We start from the raw sequence: 18,729 nt of genomic DNA, 5'->3' as shown, positions 1-18,729 counted from the left end.
CCGCGCGACGCGCGAGTCCGCCGTGACATACGAGAGACAATCATGTCACCTTACATTGCAGAATTCATCGGCACGGCGATCCTCGTGCTGCTCGGCAACGGCGCGGTCGCAAACGTGCTGCTTGCAAAGACCAAGGGCAAAGGCGCGGACCTGATCGTGATCGTGATGGGCTGGGCGATGGCGGTATTCGTCGCGGTCTACGTGACCGCGTCGTTCAGCGGCGCGCACCTGAACCCGATCGTCACGATCAGCCTCGCGCTCGCGGGCAAGTTCGCGTGGTCGAAAGTCGGCGGCTACGTCCTCGCGCAGATGCTCGGCGGGATGGCCGGCGCGTTGCTCGTGTGGCTCGCGTATCGCCAGCACTTCGCGAAGGAAGCCGATGCGGACCTGAAGCTCGCGGTGTTCTGCACGGCGCCGGCGATCCGCAGCGTAACGCACAACGTGCTGACCGAAGCGATCTGCACGTTCGTGCTGATCCTCGGCGTGCTGTATCTCGCGTCGCCGCAGGTCGGCCTCGGCGCACTCGACGCGCTGCCCGTCGGCCTGCTGGTGCTCGGCATCGGCATCTCGCTCGGCGGCCCGACCGGCTATGCGATGAGCCCCGCGCGCGACCTGTCGCCGCGCATCATGCATGCGCTGCTGCCGATTCCCGGCAAGCGCGACAGCGACTGGCGCTATGCATGGGTGCCGGTCGTCGGCCCGCTGCTGGGCGGCGCCGCGGCGGCCGGCCTGTATCTGCACCTGCACACCACGATCTGATCGCGGTTTGAACGAAGCGCGCGGCCTGCACTGCCGCGCGCTTCACGCCCCTGCGTCGTTCTACCGGTCATTCACGGCCGTCACCAGCGATTTCAGCTTCACGTCGACGTCCGCGACCGCCGCCGGCGTCACGTCGGTCCCGCGCTCGACCAGCATTCTCGCCACGCGCATGTCCTTCACGAATCCCGCTGCACGGCCGAAGCCGCTCGCCGCGACGAGCCGCGCGCGCGCGTCGAAATGGAAATGGATTTCCGCATCGTCGCCGAGCACGCGCGCGACCGATTGCGTGCCGAGCGCCGGCTCCCCGGCCACCTGCAACTGCGCATCGTATTGATCGGACCAGAACCACGGCGTATCGCGATACGGCTCGCCCGCACCTAGCATGTTGCGGGCGGCGACGTGCGCCTGCGTCTCCGCGCCGTGCCACGTCTCCTGCCGAACCGGCTGGCCCGATAGCGCGCTCGGAAACACCGCGACGTCGCCGGCCGCGTAGATGCCGCGCGCCGACGTCTCGAGCTGCGCATTCACGACGATCCCGCGCTCGACCGCGAGGCCCGCGTCGCGCGCCAGCTCGTCGGCCGGTTCGATGCCGATGCCGGCCACGACCGTGTCGGCGATCAGCGTGTCGCCATCGTCGAGCACGACGGCCAGCGCCCCGCCCGCGGTCCGCTCGATCGCCACCGGCGTCCGGTTCAGACGAATCGCCACGCCCTGCTCGTCGTGCAGCGCATGCACGCGCGTCGCGATGGCTGCCGGCACGGCGCGGCCGAGCAGCCGCGGCGCCGCATCGAGCACGGTCACGCGGCAGCCGCGCTGCCGCGCCGACGCCGCGACTTCGAGACCGATGAAGCCGCCGCCGATCAGCACGATCCGCGCGTCGGGCACGAGCCGCGCGCCGAGCACCGCCGCATCGTCGAGCGTGCGCAATGCGAATACCCCGTCGAGCGCCGCGCCCGGGATGGCCAGGCGACGCGCACGGCCGCCCGTGGCCAGCAGCAGCGCGTCGTAGCCGAACACGTGCCCGCCGGACACCCGCACTTCGCGTGCGTGCGGTTCGATGCGCTCGACGGTCGCGACGATCCGTTCGATGCGATCGGCCGCCCAGGCTTGCGCATCGCGCAACCGGCATTGCGCCGCGCTGCGCTCGCCCGTCAGCACGCCCTTCGACAACGGCGGCCGCTCGTACGGCGGATGCGGCTCCGCGCCGATCAGCACGATGCGCCCGCGCCAGCCGCACGCGCGCAGCTCCTGCGCCGCGCGGCCGCCCGCATGGCCCGCACCGACGATCGCCATCACCCGGTCGCTGTTCATTGCGTCATACCTCGATCAGGATGCGGCCGTCTTCGATCTTCGCGCGGTACGTGCGCAGCTTCTCGCACGCGGGCGCCGACAGCGGCCGGCCGTCGCGCACGTCGAAGCGGCCGTTGTGCTTCGGGCATTCGATCACGTGATCCATCACGAGCCCGTCCGCGAGATGCACCTGCTCGTGCGTGCACAGGCCATCGCTCGCATACACGTGGCCGTCGATCCGGTAGATCGCGTACGTGCGGCCGCCGTGGTCGAAGCGTGCGACGTCTTCATCGTCGATATCGTCGAGCGCGCCGGTGTCGATCCATTGCGTCATGGTGTGTGTCTCCTTCGTCGGGATATTGGATAACGGCTAGGCGCGCGCGGCATCGGGCACCGGCCGCACGACGCAAGCGGACGGGTCGCGCGTCTGCCGGACCAGCGCCGGCACGATCTCCGCGTACGCGGCCAGCGTGCTGCGGTACGGCGGCGGCATGTCGGCCTTCACGGCTTCATGCAGCTTCGGCAACGCATGGAACGGCACCATCGGGAACATGTGGTGCTCGACGTGATAGTTCATGTTCCAGTACAGGAAGCGGAACACCGGATTCATCATCACGGTCCGGCAATTGCGCCGGTGATCGAGCACGTTCTCCGGCATGCCCGCGTGCTGCGTGAGGCCGAAATACAGGTACAGCCACGCGCCGTAGAGGCTCGGCAGCCCGATGTAGAGCAGCGGCAGGATCGTGTGCCAGTAGAGCGCCGCGCCCGTCACGAGTGCGTAGATCGCGAGATGGATGCGCGACTCGCGCACGACCTTCGGCCATTCCGATGCAGGTACGTAGGTGCGTTCCTCGTCGTCGAGCCGGCCGGTGAACGACACTGCGATCATCTTGCGCAGTTCGCCGGCCACGTGCTTCAGCGCGACGACGTTCAGCGCGAGCGTGAGCCAGTCGGTCGGCTTCGGCGCGGCGATTTCCGGATCGCGCCCGACGATCAGCGTATCGGTGTGATGGCGCGCATGGCTCCAGCGCCAGGCAGTCGCGCGGCGGAACACCTGGAACGACGCGACCTGGTACAGCACGTCGTTCATCCAGCGCGTGCGGAACGCGGTGCCGTGCCCGCATTCGTGCCAGCGCGAATCGGCCGGGCTGCAGTACAGCGTGCCGTACACGAAGAATGCGGGGATCGCCCACGTCGAATGCGCGCGCCACGCCAGCCACGCGAGCACGCCGCTGATTGCAATCGCCGCGTACCAGATCAGCGTGTCGCGAATCGCACGCGCATCGCCGCGCTGCATCAACTGCTTCATCAGCGGCCGCGGCACCGCGCAGCGGTACCACGCGGCGTTGACGAGCCCGGCCGCGTGCGCGCGCTCGCCGGCGCCGCCAATCATTCGGTATGCCTGACGGCGCGCCGCCGTGGGTTCGCGTGCCGGGTCGTCGGGTTGGGCCACGTCTGTCTCCTGGGGTTCTTGTGCGGGGGAAGCGCGGCAAGCGCTTCGCCATAGGAACGAAATTAGGCGAGCGGCCGCCCCGCCTCAATCGAAACGTTGACGAAATTTCGCCACCGCTTTAGCGTTCCCGACAACGCCACGCGATCGATGGCGACCCTCACGATGGAGACGACCATGGCAGGTGAATCCGGGCCGCGCTGGCGCAAGCGCACCGCGCGCTTCGACGAGATCGCGGCGCTCGCCGGCGTCAGCACGACCACCGTCGACCGCGTGCTGAACGAGCGCGGCAGCGTCTCCGCGCAGGCGCGCGAACGCGTGGTGGCGGCCGCGCGGCAGCTCGGCGTGCCGCGGCAGCTGCCCGACACGCGGCACGGGCTGATCCACGTCGACGTGCTGCTGCCGGACACCGACGCGCCATTCTTCCGACGCTTGCAGCAGGCGCTGCAGCGCTCGCTGCAGATGCTCGACCGGCGCGTGGTCGTGCACCGGACGATCCTGCCCGCCGCGGACGACGTGCGCGCCGCGACGCTGATCGAACGGCCCGCGTACCGGCGCGCGGCGCTGATCGTCACCGCGCACGACACGGCCCGCGTGCGCGACGCGCTGGCCGGCGCGATCGCGCGGGGCGAGACCGTCGTCACGATGGTCACCGACATCGGCGGCATCGACCGCACGCACTTCGCCGGCATCGACAACTATCGCGCCGGGCGCACGGCCGGCTACTACATCGGCCGCCTCGCGGCGCGCCCCGGCCGCGTGCTGCTGCTCGGCGGGCGCATGGGCTACCGCGCGCACGTCGACCGGATGGCCGGCTGCCGCGACCAGCTCGCCGACGCGTTCGCCGCCGTGCGCTGCGACGACGCGCCGGTCGAGACGCTCGACCAGGACGACCGCTGCTACCGCGCGGTGTCGAAGGCGCTGCAGGCGCACGACGACGTGGTCGCGATCTACAACAGCGGCGCGGGTTCGGCCGGCATCGAAGCGGCGCTGCGCAAGGCCGGCGCGATCGGGCGCGTCGTGTGGATCGGCCACGAGATGATCGACCAGCATCGCGCCTTCATCGAAGCCGGCGCGATGGATCTCGCGATCGACCAGGATCCGGACGGACAGGCGATTTCCGCGCTGCAGCACGTGCTGCATGCATGCGGCATCGTCGAACAACCGCCGCCGGACGATCCGGTCGAATTCCGCGTGTTCTGTCCGGCGAACGTGAGGACGAGCGCGTACCTGCAGCCGTGAATCGCGCCGCGCGGCGGGCCGCGTGCTCGCGGCGAAAAAATCGACCGTCGCGTTGGCGATTTTTCGCCAACGTTTGTCATGCGGGTCGCGCCGCGCCTCCGTACATTGGTCAGCCATCGATAACCGACAACGGACAGGAGACGATGGCTGAACCGATCCTCATCGGCGTGAACCTCGACGGCGTGCTCGAACACGACGGGCTGCCGGCGCCAACGCCCGCCGAACGCTTTCGGATGATCGCCGGCGCCGGCGTGTTCGATTACATCGAAAAGAACCCGGTACGCGGCGAGGACCTGTCGCCGTATTTCGCGCTGGTCGACCGCCACGCGCTGCCGATTCGCGTGATCGGCGGCATCTGGTGCGCCGGCCGCGACGAAGCGCATGTCGCCGAGATCGTCGCGGCGGGCGCGCGCTTCGGCAGCACGGTGCTCAACTGCCAGCTGTTCGCGCATCACGCGGACGGCCATCCGCTGTCGGACCGCGAAGTCGCCGATTTCTACCTGCGCGCCTACGCATCGGGCGAGCCGGTCGGCTGCCTGCCGAGCCTCGAAGTGCACGTCGACATGTGGAGCGAGGATGTCGCCCGCGTGGCGCGCGTCGCGCGGCTGGTCGAGGAGGCCGGCGCGCCGTTCCGGATCACGCTCGATCATTCGCACCTGCTGTTCAAGATCGGCAACCGCGCCGAGCTCGACGCGTCGGGGCTGCGCGAATCGGCCGACGGCGGCTGCGCGATGCTCGACCCGGCGTCGCCCGCCGCGATCTACACCGACTGGATCGCGCGCGGCTGGGTCCGGCATGCGCATGCGCGCAGCGTGACGCCGAACAATCCCGCCAACCGCTGGATGCGCCGCGCGGACGGCCGGCCCGGGCGCGGTATCCAGTACCCGTTCGTCGAACCCGCGCCGGGCGCCTATCACGGCGAATGGCGTGCGGCGTCGCTCGATCCGTGGAAAGCCGCGCTGCGCCAGTTGCTGCACGCGCAAGCGCAGGCCGAGGTTCACGCTCCCGCTCCCGCGCAGCCGGCACGACTCGAGCAGATCAGCTGCGAGTTCATCCCGTTTCCCGACTACGGCGGCGGCGCACGCTATTCGATCTTCGACAACAACGTCGCGTGCGCGCAATGGCTGCGCGACACGTGGCAAGCATTCGCCGCGCATGCCGGCACCTGATTCGCCCCCACGCCCCACTCAAGCTCCAAGGACAGAACGATGACGCAAGCCTGCCACTTTTCGCTGAACCGGATGAGCGCGCCGCGCTTGCCGTTCGACCGCTACGTCGCGCTGTGCCGGCGCCTCGGTGTCGACACGATCGAGATCCGCAACGATCTCGACGGCGTCGAGCTCGCCGACGGCACGCCGGCCGCCGCCGTGCGCGCAACCGCCGAGGCCGGCGGCGTGACGATCCTGACGATCAACGCGCTGCAGCGCTTCGAGCAGTGGAACGCCGAGCGCGCGGACGAGGCGACCGCGCTGGCCGACTACGCGGCGCAATGCGGCGCGCGTGCGCTGGTGCTGTGCCCGACCAACAGCCGCGCCGACACGCGCAGCGCGGACGCCCGCCACGCGGATCTCGTGACGGCGCTGCAGGCGCTGAAGCCGATCCTCGCGGCCCGCGGCCTGCTCGGCTTCATCGAGCCGCTCGGTTTCGAGGAATGCGCGCTGCGCCGCAAGTCGGACGCGGTAAAGGGCATCTACGCGGCGGCGGGCGAGCCGGTGTTCCGGCTCGTGCACGACACGTTCCACCATCATCTCGCCGGCGAGGACATCTTCTTCCCGAACCTGACGGGCCTCGTGCACATCTCGGGCGTCGAGGAAGCCGACCTGCCGATCGAGCGGATGCGCGACGGCCACCGCGTGCTGGTCGGCGGCGCCGACCGGCTCGGCAACATCCCGCAACTGCGCGAACTGCTCGCGCGCGGCTACCGCGGCGCGCTGTCGTTCGAGCCGTTCGCGAGCGAGATCGCCGAAGCCAACGACATCGAAGACCGGCTGCGGGCGAGCATCAACTACGTGCGCGGCGCACTGGCGGATCGCTGAGCACATCGGCAAAACAACGCAATCCACCGGAGAACGGAATGATCGAATTCGCTTTGTTCGGCGCGGGCCGCATCGGCAAGATCCACGCGGCGAATCTCGCGCGCCAGCCGGGCGCGAAACTGACATACGTGATCGACCGGCACGCGCCGTCGGCGGAAGCGCTCGCCCGCACGCACGGCGCGCAGGTCGCCGACATCGAGCGCGCGCTCGGCGACGCGTCGGTGCAGGCTGTCGTGATCGCGTCGAGCACCGACACGCACGCGGATCTCATCGTCGCCGCCGCGAACGCGGGCAAGGCGGTGTTCTGCGAGAAACCGGTCGACCTCACCGTCGAACGCTCGCGTGCATGCGCGGACGTCGTGCGGCGCGCCGGCGTGACCTGCATGATCGGCTTTCAGCGCCGCTTCGACCCGACCTTCGCGGCGCTGAAGGCGCGCGTCGAGCGCGGCGAGATCGGCGCGCCGGAAATGCTGGTCGTCACGAGCCGCGATCCGGGCGCGCCGCCCGCCGACTACATTCGCAGCTCGGGCGGCATTTTCAAGGACATGCTGATCCACGACTTCGACGTGTTCCGCTGGATCCTCGGCGACGAAGCGCAGACGCTGCACGCGACGGGCAGTTGCCTGACCGATCCGGCCGTGCACGACGCGGGCGACATCGATTCGACCGCCGTGACGATCCGCACGCGGCGCGGGTTGCTGTGCCAGATCAACACGTCGCGGCGCGCGGCCTACGGTTACGACCAGCGCTTCGAGCTGCTCGGCAGCCAAGGGATGCTGCAGGCCGGCAACGTGCGGCCGACCGAGGTGAGCGCCTGGCTCGCGGGCGGCATCGCGACGGACGTGCCGGAGCCGTTCTTCCTCGAACGCTACCGGCACGCGTACGCGGCCGAGATCGCGCACTTCGTCGACGCGCTGCGCGACGGCACGCCGGTCCGGACGACGATCGACGACGGGCTCGCCGCGCTCGAGCTGGCCGAAGCCGCGATGACGTCGTGGAAAACGGGGCGCGTGATCGCGCTGTGACGCCGTGAACGGCGGCGGCCCGCGCAACCGGGTCGCCGCAGCCGCACGACCGGCGGCACTCGGGCACGCGTTGCCGCAGTAGCACGGCCGCATCGGGCAAATTTGCCGCCACGTCGCGCGGCAGGCGCATGAAAGCACGTATGATGGCGAATCGATCGGCGTCGCCGATATCCCGCGTTTTCATCACCATGCTCGATCACCTCATCTGCGACTGCGACGGCGTGCTCGTCGACAGCGAAGTCATCGCCGACCGCGTGCTGCTCGACACGCTGTCCGCCACGTTCCCCAACCTCGATTTCGAAGCCGCCGCGAAGTCGGCATTCGGCCAGCAGACGTCGCGCTTCCTCACCGGCATCGAATCCCGCTTCGGCATCGAGATGCCCGCCAACTTCATCGAAACCATCGAGCACAACATCGAAATCGCGCTCGCGCAATCGCTCGCACCGATCAGCGGCGTGCGCGACGCATTGCTGAAGGTCACGCTGCCGGCCGCCGTCGTGTCGAACAGCCGGCTCGTGCGCGTGCGCAATTCGCTGAAGCGCGCGTCGCTCACCGAGATCTTCGGTGAGCGCGTGTTCAGTTCCGAACAGGTCGCGCGGCCGAAGCCCTACCCCGACGTCTACCTGCATGCGGCGCACACGCTCGGCGTCGAGCCGGCGCGCTGCGTCGTCGTCGAGGACAGCATCTCGGGGCTGAATGCCGCGCGGGCGGCCGGGATGAAGACGATCGCGTTCGTCGGCGCGAGCCACATCCCCGACAACTACGCGGACGCGCTGCGCGCGATGGGCATCACGCGGATCATGCGCCGGATGGACGAACTGCCGGCGCTCGTCGAAGCCGGCATGCGCGGCGAATTCGGCGACGTGCAGTCCTGATCGTCATTCGGGCCGGACCGGGTCGATCCGGCCATGCCGCGGGCGCGCGTACGCGCCCGCCTTCCTTCGCTCAGGCCGGCTCGCAGCAGCGTTCGCGCGCCGCGGCCAGCGCCTCGCGGAACTCGACGAGTTCCGCGATCGTCAGCATCGGCAGCCCGTGCCGCTGCGCGAAGCGCTCGACATCGTCGCCGCGCGTCATCGTGCCGTCCGGATTCATCAGCTCGCACAGTACGCCGGCCGGCTTCAGGCCCGCGAGGATCGACAGGTCGACCGTGCCTTCGGTATGACCGCGGCGCGCCAGCACGCCGCCCGGTTGCGCACGCAACGGAAACACGTGGCCGGGGCGCACGATGTCGTGCGGCTTCGCGCCGTCGGCGATCGCCGCGCGGATCGTCGTCACGCGATCGGCGGCCGACACCCCGGTATGCACGCCTTCGCGCGCCTCGATCGAGACGGTGAACGCGGTGCCGTTGCGGCTTTCGTTGGTCTGCACCATCGGCGGCAGCTCGAGCGCGCGCACCGTGTCGTCGGTCAGGCACAGGCAGACGATGCCGCTGCACTCGCGGATCAACAGCGCCATCGTCTCGGGCGTGATGCGCTCGGCGGCGACGATCAGGTCGGCTTCGTTCTCGCGGTCGTGGTCGTCCTGCAGCACGACCGCGCGGCCTGCGCGCATCGCGTCGAGCGCAGCGGCGATGCGGGGCGGCACCGGTTCGGAATCCAGCAACGGGAGATCGGCAAAGGCGTCGGCAGGCGCCGACGAAACGGACATCAAGGACATGTGAAACGCTCCTCGCAAATACGATTTGGGCGAAAAACGTTTCAGGGCATTGCAAACAGACAGAACGACAACCCGCTTCGCACGCAGCGCGAAGCGGCCCTGACGGACATGACTATCTGCACATCTTCTCTCATCCGGACTGTGACCGTCGGCTCTGGCATTCGACCAGATCTGCTGACCCCGCGCGGATGCGCGGGCGCTCGCGGGCTCGCCGGCTTACGCCAGCCTACCGCCGGTGGGGAATTTCGCCCCGCCCTGAAGACGCACTGATTGCCGGACGGGAACGCCCCGTCACCGGCGGGCCAAGCATACAACAGCCGCGCGCGACGCGCAGCCCACTACCGGTAAAACCTTACTGACGACCCTGTCTAACGGCATCGTCCGAACGGCCGACGCACCCGCCCGCGATCCCGCGAGAATCCGGGAGCGCAGTCGCGCCGCGCGCACCCGCGCGATCAGTTGGCGGCCGCCGTGTGCGCCGCGTCGGGCACAAGCCAGCGCGGCGGCACCTCGGGGCTCACCGTCACGCGAAACGCCCGCGCTTCGCTGTCGCCCGGGTTGCGCAGGCTGTACGGCTGGTCGGCATCGAACACGATCGCGTCGCCGGTCGCGAGCAACTGGCGGCGATCGTGCACGCTGACTTCGAGCGTGCCTTCGCTGACGACGAGGTTGACCGTCGTGCCGGGGGCGCGACGCGCGCCGGGCTCCGTATGCAGCGGCGCGATGCGCAGCTCGTGGAATTCGGCCGCGGCCGGCTCGCCTTCCGGATACAGCGCACGCGCCGAGAAACGGCCGTTCGAGCTGACGACGCGCGATGCGCGCTCGGCCGCCAGGTGCTCGAAACCGTTCACCGCGTGGCGCCGCAGGAACGCGGCGACCGATACCTTCAGCGCCGCGGCGATCTTGCAGAGCACCTTGATCGACGGCACGCTGCGCGCCGATTCGATCTGCGCGAGCATCGCGCGCGACACGCCGGACAGCCGCGCGAGCGCATCGAGCGACAGTTGCCGCTCGGCGCGCAAGCGCGCGAGGTTCACGCCGACGACCTGCTCGAGCACGTCGAGCGACGCGGACGCGCGCAGGTCGGCGGCATGGCCGGACTCGAAGGAAGACACGTCGCGCACGAGCGCCAGGGATGAAGACATAGCATTGCCTCCGGGCCGCCGCGCGGCCCTGCGTAGGGGATAAGCCGGAATCGGAATCGGGTTGCGCCGGTCATTGGCGCGTATCGAGACGCTATCACCCGGCCTGGCACGGGCAAACGAAGTTATCTTCACACCGTTATCAGCATCGCGGAGGAATGCGTTTCTCGCGAACCTTTTCCTGCCGCTATGGCGTCGCCGTCGGCGCGCCGGGGCCGACGCTCACTGCGCCGCCGGCGCGGCGCCGCGGGCCGGGCCGCGCGCGTCGAGCCGCATCGCGAGCCACGTGACGATCAGCGCCGCGAACGTCACCGCGACCGCGACCCACGGCAGCGCATCGAGCGCGAAGCCGTGTTCCAGCGCGAGGCCGCCGAGCCACGCACCGCCCGCATTGCCGACGTTGAACGCGCCGATGTTCAGCGTCGACGCGAGATGCGGCGCGCTCGCGGCCTTCTCGACCACGCGCGCCTGCAGCGGCGGCACCGTCGCGAACGCGGCGATCCCCCAGACGAATACGGTGACGGCCGCCGCGACCGGCAGGTGGCTCGTCTTCGCGAACACGGCCATCACGGCCATCAGCGCGACGAGGATCGCGATCAGCGACGGCATCAGCGCGCGGTCGGCGAGCTTGCCGCCGATCGTATTGCCGATCGTCAGCCCCGCGCCGAACAGCACGAGGATCAGCGCGACCGCGCGCGGCGAGTAGCCCGACACGGTCTCGAGAATCGGCGCGATGTACGTGAACACCACGAACACGCCGCCGAAGCCGAGCACGGTCATCAGCAGCGCGAGCCACACCTGCGGCTCCTTCAGCACGCGCACTTCGTGGCCGAGGCCGACCGGCCCGCTGTCGTGGCGGTTCGGCACCAGCGCGGCCACGCCGCCGAGCGCCAGCACGCCGAGCGCGGCGACGATCCAGAACGACGCGCGCCAGCCGAGCAACTGGCCGACGAACGTGCCGAACGGCACGCCGAGCACGTTCGACAGCGTGAGTCCGGTAAACATCAGCGCGATCGCGCTCGCGCGCTTGTCGGCCGGCACGAGCGACGCGGCGACCACCGCACCGATGCCGAAGAACGAACCGTGCGCGAACGACGTGACGACGCGCGCGACCATCAGCATCGCGTAGCCGGACGCGGTCGCGCACAGCACGTTGCCGACGATGAAGATCGCCATCAGCAACTGCAGCGCGGCCTTGCGCGGCATGCGGCTCGTCAGCACCGCGAGCAGCGGCGCGCCGACCGCGACGCCGAGCGCGTAGCCGGTGACGAGCAGGCCGGCCGACGGCAGCGACACGGCCAGGTCGTGCGCGACTTCGGGCAGCAAGCCCATGATGATGAATTCGGTGGTGCCGATGGCGAAGGCGCTGATCGCGAGCGCCAGTAACGGAATGGGCATGACGTTCTCCGGAAGGCGGCGGCCGCGGCGCCCGATCGGTGCCGCACCGCACAAAAAAGCGGGGTGTGCGCGCATTGTCCCGAAGACGCCTATATTTGATAATTGGCGTGGCATTTGAACCATTTTCAAATATTTCTGGAAAATCGCATGGACCGACTGGGCGACATCCGGCTGTTCGTCGAGGCGGCGGAGCTGGGCAGCCTGTCCGCCGCCGGGCGCAAGCTGAACCTCACGCCGGCCGCCGCGAGCGCGCGGCTCGCGAAGCTCGAGGCGAAGATCGCGACGCGGCTGTTCGAACGCTCGACGCGGCAATTGCGGCTCACCGACGAAGGCAAGCTGTACCTGAACTGCTGCCGCCAGGCGCTGCAGGCGCTCGACGACGCGGACGCGATGCTGCAGGAAGGCCGCAATGTCGTGAGCGGCAAGGTGCGGCTGTCGTCGACGTCCGATTTCGGCCGCCATCAGTTGCTCGACTGGCTCCACGAATTCACGACGCTGCATCCGGGCGTCACGTTCTCGCTGACGGCGTCCGATTCGTCGTCGAACCTGTGGCAGGACGAGATCGACCTCGCGATCCGCTTCGCCGCGCCGCCCGACGGCGCGCTGATCGCCCGCCGGCTCGCGACCAACCGGCGCGTGCTGTGCGCGGCGCCGTCGTTCGTCGAGCGCCATGGCGTGCCGGCCGATCCGCACGATCTGGCCCGCTTTCCGTGCAACGTGATCACGATCGCGTCCGGTCCGATGAACACCTGGCATTTCACGCGCGGCGACGAAGTGCAGATCCACACGGTGCCGGTGTCGACCGCGTTCGAGACCAACGACGGCGGCCTCACGCGCGAATGGACGCTGCGCGGCCACGGCATCGCGCTGAAGTCGCTGTGGGACATCGCCGACGACGTCCGCGCGGGCCGGCTGCGCGTGCTGCTGCCCGACTGGCGCCACCAGGACGCGCCGCTGCACGCGATCTATCACAGCAAGCGCTACATGGCGCCGCGCGTGCGCGTGCTGCTCGACTTTCTCGCCGAGCGCTTCGCCCGTGAGGAAGCCGCGCTCGACGACCTGCTGAACGCGTGTCGCTGACGGCCGGGCCACCACCACTCCGGGGTCGGAACGCGAAAAACCGGCGTCGCGCGTCCGCAACCGGCCGCCCGTCCGTCTTGGCATGAAAAGCTATAATGGAAGGCTTTCCCGACGGCCTTTCCTGTCCGTGCGCGCGATTCGCGTGCCGCGCACGGCCGTCCCGACTCACCCTTGACGACGCCCCCAGGTCAACCACTGCGAACGGCGAATCCCCATGACCAAGAAAGTTTACGTAAAGACCTTCGGCTGCCAGATGAACGAGTACGACTCGGACAAGATGGTGGACGTGCTCAACGCGGCCGAAGGCCTCGAAAAGACCGACACGCCGGAAGACGCGGACATCATCCTGTTCAACACGTGCTCGGTGCGTGAAAAGGCGCAGGAAAAGGTGTTCTCCGATCTCGGCCGCGTGCGCGAGCTGAAGGAAGCGAAGCCCGGCCTGCTGATCGGCGTCGGCGGCTGCGTCGCGAGCCAGGAAGGCGCGTCGATCGTGTCGCGCGCGCCGTACGTCGACCTCGTGTTCGGCCCGCAGACCCTGCACCGCCTGCCGCAGATGATCGACGCGCGCCGCGTGAGCGGCCGCGCGCAGGTCGACATCACGTTCCCCGAAATCGAGAAGTTCGACCACCTGCCGCCCGCGCGCGTCGAGGGGCCGAGCGCGTTCGTGTCGATCATGGAAGGCTGCTCGAAGTACTGCAGCTACTGCGTGGTGCCGTACACGCGCGGCGATGAAGTGTCGCGCCCGCTCGACGACGTGCTGACCGAAGTGGCCGGCCTCGCCGACCAGGGCGTGCGCGAAGTCACGCTGCTCGGCCAGAACGTGAACGCCTACCGCGGCGCGCTGGCGGCCGGCTCGTCCGAGATCGCCGATTTCGCGACGCTGATCGAATACGTCGCCGACATCCCCGGCATCGAGCGGATCCGCTACACGACGTCGCATCCGAAGGAATTCACGCAGCGCCTGATCGACACCTACGCGAAGGTGCCGAAGCTCGTGAACCACCTGCACCTGCCGGTCCAGCACGGTTCCGACCGCATCCTGATGGCGATGAAGCGCGGCTACACGGTGCTCGAATACAAGTCGGTGATCCGCAAGCTGCGCGCGATCCGCCCCGACCTGTCGCTGTCGACCGACATGATCGTCGGCTTCCCCGGCGAGACCGAGGACGATTTCGACAAGATGATGGCGCTCGTGCACGAGATGGGCTACGACACCAGCTTCTCGTTCATCTACAGCCCGCGCCCCGGCACGCCGGCCGCGAACCTCGCCGACGACACGCCGCGCGACGTGAAGCTCAAACGCCTGCAACATCTGCAGGCGACGATCGAGGAGAACGTCGCGCGCATCAGCCAGTCGATGGTCGGGAAGGTCGAGCGGATCCTCGTCGAGGGCCCGTCGCGCAAGGACCCGAACGAACTCGCGGGCCGCACCGAGAACAACCGGGTCGTGAATTTCCCGGCGCCGCTCGCGTCGCACCCGCGCCTGATCGGCCAGATGATCGACGTGAAGATCAACCATGCGTACCCGCACTCGCTGCGCGGCGAGCTCGTGATCGTCAGCGACGACGCGAGCGCGGCCACCCACTGATTGACGCCCGACAGGAGCCCGACGCTACTTTGAAGACCGTCCAAGCACTGGAATTCACCGCCCCGCGCGACGACAACGCGCGCCTCGCCAACCTCTGCGGCCCGCTCGACGAGAACCTGCGGCAGATCGAACAGGCGCTCGACGTCACGCTCGCGCGGCGCGGCCACCGGATCACGATCCGCGGGCGCGGCGCCAAGCTCGCGCTCGCCGCGCTCGAAAACTTCTACAACCGCGCGCGCGATCCGCTGTCGGTCGACGACATCCAGCTCGCGCTGGTCGAGGTGCGCCACACGGCCGGCAACGGCCGCCAGGACACGCTCGACGTGCGCTTTCGCGGCGACCCCGATCATCCGTTCGACGAACCGGTCGTGCAGCTCGACGCGGACGAGCCGGACGAAGAGCCGGCGCCGAAGCTCTACACGCGGCGCGCCGACCTGCGCGGCCGCACGCCCGCTCAGCGCGAATACCTGAAGCAGATCCTGTCGCACGACGTGACGTTCGGCATCGGGCCGGCCGGCACCGGCAAGACCTACCTCGCGGTCGCGTGCGCGGTCGACGCGCTCGAGCGCGACCAGGTCAAGCGGATCGTGCTGACGCGCCCGGCCGTCGAGGCCGGCGAGCGGCTCGGCTTCCTGCCCGGCGATCTCGCGCAGAAGGTCGACCCGTACCTGCGTCCGCTGTACGACGCGCTGTACGACCTGCTCGGCTTCGACAAGACGGCCAAGATGTTCGAGCGCCAGATGATCGAGATCGCGCCGCTCGCGTACATGCGCGGCCGCACGCTGAACCACGCGTTCATCATCCTCGACGAGGCGCAGAACACGACGCCCGAGCAGATGAAGATGTTCCTCACGCGGATCGGCTTCGGCTCGAAGGCGGTCGTGACCGGCGATACGAGCCAGGTCGACCTGCCGCGCGGCCACAAGAGCGGCCTCGTCGAGGCGCAGCAGGTGCTCGGCGGCGTGCGCGGCATCGCGCTCACCCGCTTCACGAGCGCGGACGTGGTGCGCCATCCGCTCGTCGCGCGCATCGTCGAGGCGTACGACGAATTCCACGCGCAGCACCAGGACGGCTGAGCGGCGGCGCCCGTGCGCTGCCCCAGGCCTGCCGGCCCGGCCCGCCGTCATGGCGCGCCGGGCTTTTTTTCACCCGCGCGCAGCCCGGCCGAATTCGGGCGCGATCGGCCGTTTGGTGTATCCTCAACGCGTCCCAATCGCCGCACGCGTCATGAAATCCTCCCGTTCCCGCAAGTCCGGTCGCGCCCAGTCCGCCGCGTCCGAATCCCCCCGCCTTTCGCTGTTCGACGCGAAGGGCAAAGCCCGCACCGTCAACGCGCAAGGGCTGCGGATCGACTTCCCGGACGGCCGCAGCCTGATGTTCGACCTGTCGGGCAGCTCGGGCGACGCGGCCGTCGCGATCGTCGCGCAGCACAACGATCCGGCGATGCGCGCGAAGCTCGCGCTGCAACCCGAGCATTACGACAGCGTGACGCTGCACGTCGGCGCCGAGTTCGCGCCGCGCGAGGACGATCCGGAAGACGAGCCGCGCGCGCTGGAACTCGACCTGTCGGTGCAGTACGGCGACGAGATCACGAGCGACGTGCGCAAGACGCTCCCCAAGCGCAAGCTGATCGCCGAATGGCTCGAGCCGGCGCTGTTCGCGAGCGCGCAGCTCACCGTGCGCTTCGTCGGCGAGAACGAAGGCCGTACGCTGAACGCCGGCTACCGCCACAAGGACTATCCGACCAACGTGCTGACCTTCGCGTACGACGCGGCGCCCGACGGCACCGTGATCGGCGACCTGGTGCTGTGCTGCCCGGTGGTCGAGAAGGAAGCGCACGACCAGGGCAAGCCGCTCATGGCCCATTACGCGCACCTGCTGGTGCACGGCGCGCTGCACGCGCAGGGCTACGACCACGAGACCAGCGACGAGGACGCGGCCGAAATGGAAGCGCTCGAAGTCGACATCCTCGCTAAACTGGGTTTCCCGAACCCGTACCAGTAAGCCGTCCGCCCGATGCGTAACGCCGCGATGCTGCCGCCCGCCTACCCGCCGTCGATCGGCGAAGGCCGTCTGCTGACGGAAGACGAGCTCGCGGCGTCGCTCGCGCATACGATGCGCGACTGGGACGGCCGGCAGGATCTGTGGCTGTTCGGCTATGGCTCGCTGATCTGGAACCCCGGGCTGCCGACCGTCGCCGCCGTACGCGGCAAGGTGCACGGCTATCACCGCGGGCTCTACCTGTGGTCGCGCGTGAACCGCGGCACCCCCGAACGGCCGGGCCTCGTGCTCGCGCTCGATCGCGGCGGCTCGTGCTCGGGCATCGCGTTCCGGCTCTCCGGCCCGACCGCGCAGCCGCATCTCGAGACGCTGTGGAAGCGCGAGATGCCGATGGGCTCGTACCGGCCCGCGTGGCTGCCGTGCTCGCTCGAGACCGGCGAACGCGTGAACGCGCTCGCGTTCGTGATGCGCCGTGATGCACCGACCTATACGGGCAAGCTGACCGATCCCGTCGTGAAGGAAGTGTTCAGTTGCGCGGCCGGCCGCTACGGCACGACGCTCGACTACGTGAGCCGCACGGTCGACGCGCTGCGCGCGAGCGGCATCCCCGACCGCGCGCTGGAAGGGCTGCTGGCGCGATGCCGGTGATGCGACACCACGCCGCCCGCGCATCCGAACGAGGACATCCCCGATGAAACCGTCAAACTGGTCGCGCGGCAGGATCGCCGCGCTGCTCGTCGCCGCGGGCGTCGCGCTGTCCGGCTGCGGAATCCTCGGCTGCGGCGGCGCCGCGACCAACGGCGCGGCCGCCGGCGGCTGCTCGGCCGGCATGCGGTTCTGAACCGCGCGCCGGCGGCGCCCGCCTGCGGCAGAATGCCGCGCTCACGACCGATGTCCCGCGTCGGGCCGCGCCGCCCTTGCCGCCGCCGTTTTTTTGCCGCCGCGCCCCGCCGGCTCTTTCTGCGCTAGGATGGACCCGAGGACGACGTCGCGCCGGGCGCGGCCGTCCGCGAGCGGGCCCGCGCGAGCCGCCCATCCTGGCCGTGCGGCCGGGTTGACACGGTCGCGTCGTGCCCTTGGTGTATCCTTGCCTACTCCGTGACCGCGCGCCCCGGCATGACCCGGGCGCACCACCATGAACGATTCGTATCCCAGTCGTAAGTCAACCGACAAACCGCAAGAAAAGCGCTCGCTGCTCGAGCGCCTGACCGACTTCATCTCGCCCGAGCCCGAATCCCGCGGCGAGCTGCTGGAAATCCTCCAGGACGCCCACGAACGCAACCTGATCGACGCCGATTCGCTGTCGATGATCGAAGGCGTGTTCCAGGTATCCGATCTGTGCGCCCGCGACATCATGGTGCCGCGCGCGCAGATGGACGCGATCAACATCGCCGACAAGCCCGAGGATTTCATCCCGTTCGTCCTCGAAAAGGCGCACTCGCGCTACCCCGTGTACGAGGAGAACCGCGACAACGTGATCGGCGTGCTGCTCGCGAAGGACCTGCTGCGCTTCTACGCCGAGGAAGAGTTCGACGTGCGCGGGATGCTGCGCCCGGCCGTGTTCATTCCGGAATCGAAGCGCCTGAACGTGCTGCTGCACGACTTCCGCGTGAACCGCAACCACCTGGCGATCGTCGTCGACGAATACGGCGGCGTCGCGGGCCTGATCACGATCGAGGACGTGCTCGAACAGATCGTCGGCGACATCGAGGACGAATACGACTTCGACGAGGAAGCCGGCAACATCATCGCGGGGCCGGACGGCCGCTACCGCGTGCGTGCGCTCACCGAGATCGAACAGTTCAACGAGGTGTTCGGCACCGATTTCCCCGACGACGAAGTCGACACGATCGGCGGGCTGATCACCCATCATTTCGGACGCGTGCCGCACCGCGGCGAGAAGCTGCAGCTCGGCAACCTCGCGTTCGAAATCCAGCGCGGCGATGCGCGCCAGGTTCATGTGCTGCTGGTGCGCCGCAACCCGCTCGCCAGCCGTCGCGCCGAAACCTCGCACGAAGACTGACCGTTCCGCGCCAGCCGCGCCTCCTTCAACCGCTCGCCC

General features: G+C 69.2%; 19 protein-coding genes and 1 riboswitch. Of the genes, 13 read left to right on the top strand and 6 right to left on the bottom strand.

Features of this window, described 5'->3' with window-relative positions; genetic code table 11:
* Nucleotides 1-42: 42 nt before the first annotated feature.
* Nucleotides 43-759 carry an MIP/aquaporin family protein gene (locus tag MMB92_RS07215; RefSeq protein ID WP_006484467.1) on the top strand — a complete coding sequence of 239 codons (717 nt, stop codon included), beginning with the start codon at nucleotides 43-45 and terminating at the stop codon, nucleotides 757-759.
* Nucleotides 760-819: 60 nt separating this feature from the next.
* On the opposite strand, the gene MMB92_RS07210 is transcribed toward MMB92_RS07215, so the two are convergent.
* Genes MMB92_RS07210 through MMB92_RS07200 form a run of 3 tightly spaced genes read right to left on the bottom strand, consistent with a single transcriptional unit; the run spans nucleotide 820 to nucleotide 3,502 of the window.
* Complete coding sequence (locus MMB92_RS07210) at nucleotides 820-2,070, bottom strand: FAD-dependent oxidoreductase (RefSeq protein WP_277562617.1); 1,251 nt, start codon at nucleotides 2,068-2,070, stop codon at nucleotides 820-822.
* 4 nt (nucleotides 2,071-2,074) lie between these two features.
* Complete coding sequence (locus MMB92_RS07205) at nucleotides 2,075-2,383, bottom strand: non-heme iron oxygenase ferredoxin subunit (RefSeq protein WP_006491266.1); 309 nt, start codon at nucleotides 2,381-2,383, stop codon at nucleotides 2,075-2,077.
* Nucleotides 2,384-2,419: 36 nt separating this feature from the next.
* Nucleotides 2,420-3,502, bottom strand: a complete 1,083-nt coding sequence (locus MMB92_RS07200; RefSeq protein WP_080323170.1) for a fatty acid desaturase family protein — start codon at nucleotides 3,500-3,502, stop codon at nucleotides 2,420-2,422.
* A gap of 174 nt (nucleotides 3,503-3,676) precedes the next feature.
* Between MMB92_RS07200 and MMB92_RS07195 the strand changes: the two genes are divergently transcribed.
* From MMB92_RS07195 to MMB92_RS07175, 5 genes are all read left to right on the top strand, one after another.
* Nucleotides 3,677-4,741, top strand: a complete 1,065-nt coding sequence (locus tag MMB92_RS07195; protein ID WP_006497363.1) for a LacI family DNA-binding transcriptional regulator — start codon at nucleotides 3,677-3,679, stop codon at nucleotides 4,739-4,741.
* Between the two features lie 143 nt (nucleotides 4,742-4,884).
* Nucleotides 4,885-5,910 (top strand): hypothetical protein, encoded by a 1,026-nt coding sequence (locus tag MMB92_RS07190; protein ID WP_060263645.1) that lies wholly within the window; start codon nucleotides 4,885-4,887, stop codon nucleotides 5,908-5,910.
* A gap of 39 nt (nucleotides 5,911-5,949) precedes the next feature.
* Nucleotides 5,950-6,777: a TIM barrel protein gene (locus MMB92_RS07185; RefSeq protein WP_080323169.1), complete on the top strand. Its 828-nt coding sequence runs from the start codon at nucleotides 5,950-5,952 to the stop codon at nucleotides 6,775-6,777.
* 38 nt (nucleotides 6,778-6,815) lie between these two features.
* Nucleotides 6,816-7,802 (top strand): inositol 2-dehydrogenase, encoded by a 987-nt coding sequence (iolG, locus tag MMB92_RS07180; RefSeq protein WP_034201393.1) that lies wholly within the window; start codon nucleotides 6,816-6,818, stop codon nucleotides 7,800-7,802.
* Between the two features lie 188 nt (nucleotides 7,803-7,990).
* Nucleotides 7,991-8,677, top strand: a complete 687-nt coding sequence (locus tag MMB92_RS07175) for an HAD family hydrolase (protein ID WP_034178337.1) — start codon at nucleotides 7,991-7,993, stop codon at nucleotides 8,675-8,677.
* Nucleotides 8,678-8,747: 70 nt separating this feature from the next.
* Here MMB92_RS07175 and ribB read toward each other — a convergent pair whose 3' ends face one another.
* From ribB to MMB92_RS07160, 3 genes are all read right to left on the bottom strand, one after another.
* The gene (ribB, locus tag MMB92_RS07170; RefSeq protein WP_006489272.1) at nucleotides 8,748-9,458 is read right to left on the bottom strand and encodes a 3,4-dihydroxy-2-butanone-4-phosphate synthase; all 711 of its coding nucleotides are present in this window, start codon (nucleotides 9,456-9,458) and stop codon (nucleotides 8,748-8,750) included.
* A gap of 118 nt (nucleotides 9,459-9,576) precedes the next feature.
* Nucleotides 9,577-9,725, bottom strand: a riboswitch (FMN riboswitch).
* Nucleotides 9,726-9,913: 188 nt separating this feature from the next.
* Complete coding sequence (locus tag MMB92_RS07165; protein WP_006489265.1) at nucleotides 9,914-10,603, bottom strand: XRE family transcriptional regulator; 690 nt, start codon at nucleotides 10,601-10,603, stop codon at nucleotides 9,914-9,916.
* A 219-nt stretch (nucleotides 10,604-10,822) separates the two neighbouring features.
* A complete protein-coding gene (locus tag MMB92_RS07160) occupies nucleotides 10,823-11,998 on the bottom strand; it encodes an MFS transporter (RefSeq protein ID WP_006497370.1) in 1,176 nt (391 codons plus the stop codon).
* Nucleotides 11,999-12,145: 147 nt separating this feature from the next.
* On the opposite strand from MMB92_RS07160, the gene MMB92_RS07155 reads away from it, so the two are divergent.
* From MMB92_RS07155 to MMB92_RS07125, 7 genes are all read left to right on the top strand, one after another.
* Nucleotides 12,146-13,078 carry a LysR family transcriptional regulator gene (locus tag MMB92_RS07155; protein ID WP_059504496.1) on the top strand — a complete coding sequence of 311 codons (933 nt, stop codon included), beginning with the start codon at nucleotides 12,146-12,148 and terminating at the stop codon, nucleotides 13,076-13,078.
* Between the two features lie 214 nt (nucleotides 13,079-13,292).
* Complete coding sequence (miaB, locus tag MMB92_RS07150) at nucleotides 13,293-14,666, top strand: tRNA (N6-isopentenyl adenosine(37)-C2)-methylthiotransferase MiaB (protein WP_277562616.1); 1,374 nt, start codon at nucleotides 13,293-13,295, stop codon at nucleotides 14,664-14,666.
* A 29-nt stretch (nucleotides 14,667-14,695) separates the two neighbouring features.
* Nucleotides 14,696-15,742 (top strand): PhoH family protein, encoded by a 1,047-nt coding sequence (locus MMB92_RS07145; RefSeq protein ID WP_006486600.1) that lies wholly within the window; start codon nucleotides 14,696-14,698, stop codon nucleotides 15,740-15,742.
* 151 nt (nucleotides 15,743-15,893) lie between these two features.
* Nucleotides 15,894-16,670, top strand: a complete 777-nt coding sequence (gene ybeY, locus MMB92_RS07140; RefSeq protein ID WP_006497372.1) for an rRNA maturation RNase YbeY — start codon at nucleotides 15,894-15,896, stop codon at nucleotides 16,668-16,670.
* Between the two features lie 12 nt (nucleotides 16,671-16,682).
* The gene (locus MMB92_RS07135) at nucleotides 16,683-17,315 is read left to right on the top strand and encodes a gamma-glutamylcyclotransferase (RefSeq protein ID WP_006486595.1); all 633 of its coding nucleotides are present in this window, start codon (nucleotides 16,683-16,685) and stop codon (nucleotides 17,313-17,315) included.
* A 43-nt stretch (nucleotides 17,316-17,358) separates the two neighbouring features.
* A complete protein-coding gene (locus MMB92_RS07130) occupies nucleotides 17,359-17,508 on the top strand; it encodes a hypothetical protein (RefSeq protein WP_020979429.1) in 150 nt (49 codons plus the stop codon).
* A 294-nt stretch (nucleotides 17,509-17,802) separates the two neighbouring features.
* Nucleotides 17,803-18,690 carry a transporter associated domain-containing protein gene (locus MMB92_RS07125; protein WP_006487531.1) on the top strand — a complete coding sequence of 296 codons (888 nt, stop codon included), beginning with the start codon at nucleotides 17,803-17,805 and terminating at the stop codon, nucleotides 18,688-18,690.
* Nucleotides 18,691-18,729: the final 39 nt, after the last annotated feature.

Origin of the sequence: Burkholderia sp. IO2 (assembly GCF_029522185.1) — a bacterium.
Taxonomy (GTDB): Bacteria; Pseudomonadota; Gammaproteobacteria; order Burkholderiales; family Burkholderiaceae; genus Burkholderia; species Burkholderia cenocepacia.
Note: the sequence above shows the minus strand (reverse complement) of the source record. Positions and strands in the feature narration are given on the sequence as shown.

Excerpts from the sequence above, each read along its gene's own strand:
- MMB92_RS07130 (WP_020979429.1), top strand. The coding sequence starts at position 17,359 with ATGAAACCGTCAAACTGGTCGCGCGGCAGGATCGCCGCGCTGCTCGTC.
- MMB92_RS07135 (WP_006486595.1), top strand. The coding sequence starts at position 16,683 with ATGCGTAACGCCGCGATGCTGCCGCCCGCCTACCCGCCGTCGATCGGC.
- MMB92_RS07125 (WP_006487531.1), top strand. The coding sequence starts at position 17,803 with ATGAACGATTCGTATCCCAGTCGTAAGTCAACCGACAAACCGCAAGAA.
- MMB92_RS07195 (WP_006497363.1), top strand. The coding sequence starts at position 3,677 with ATGGCAGGTGAATCCGGGCCGCGCTGGCGCAAGCGCACCGCGCGCTTC.
- ybeY (WP_006497372.1), top strand. The coding sequence starts at position 15,894 with ATGAAATCCTCCCGTTCCCGCAAGTCCGGTCGCGCCCAGTCCGCCGCG.
- MMB92_RS07185 (WP_080323169.1), top strand. The coding sequence starts at position 5,950 with ATGACGCAAGCCTGCCACTTTTCGCTGAACCGGATGAGCGCGCCGCGC.
- ribB (WP_006489272.1), bottom strand. The coding sequence starts at position 9,458 with ATGTCCTTGATGTCCGTTTCGTCGGCGCCTGCCGACGCCTTTGCCGAT.
- iolG (WP_034201393.1), top strand. The coding sequence starts at position 6,816 with ATGATCGAATTCGCTTTGTTCGGCGCGGGCCGCATCGGCAAGATCCAC.
- MMB92_RS07160 (WP_006497370.1), bottom strand. The coding sequence starts at position 11,998 with ATGCCCATTCCGTTACTGGCGCTCGCGATCAGCGCCTTCGCCATCGGC.
- MMB92_RS07175 (WP_034178337.1), top strand. The coding sequence starts at position 7,991 with ATGCTCGATCACCTCATCTGCGACTGCGACGGCGTGCTCGTCGACAGC.
- MMB92_RS07210 (WP_277562617.1), bottom strand. The coding sequence starts at position 2,070 with ATGAACAGCGACCGGGTGATGGCGATCGTCGGTGCGGGCCATGCGGGC.
- MMB92_RS07165 (WP_006489265.1), bottom strand. The coding sequence starts at position 10,603 with ATGTCTTCATCCCTGGCGCTCGTGCGCGACGTGTCTTCCTTCGAGTCC.
- MMB92_RS07205 (WP_006491266.1), bottom strand. The coding sequence starts at position 2,383 with ATGACGCAATGGATCGACACCGGCGCGCTCGACGATATCGACGATGAA.
- MMB92_RS07215 (WP_006484467.1), top strand. The coding sequence starts at position 43 with ATGTCACCTTACATTGCAGAATTCATCGGCACGGCGATCCTCGTGCTG.
- MMB92_RS07155 (WP_059504496.1), top strand. The coding sequence starts at position 12,146 with ATGGACCGACTGGGCGACATCCGGCTGTTCGTCGAGGCGGCGGAGCTG.
- miaB (WP_277562616.1), top strand. The coding sequence starts at position 13,293 with ATGACCAAGAAAGTTTACGTAAAGACCTTCGGCTGCCAGATGAACGAG.
- MMB92_RS07190 (WP_060263645.1), top strand. The coding sequence starts at position 4,885 with ATGGCTGAACCGATCCTCATCGGCGTGAACCTCGACGGCGTGCTCGAA.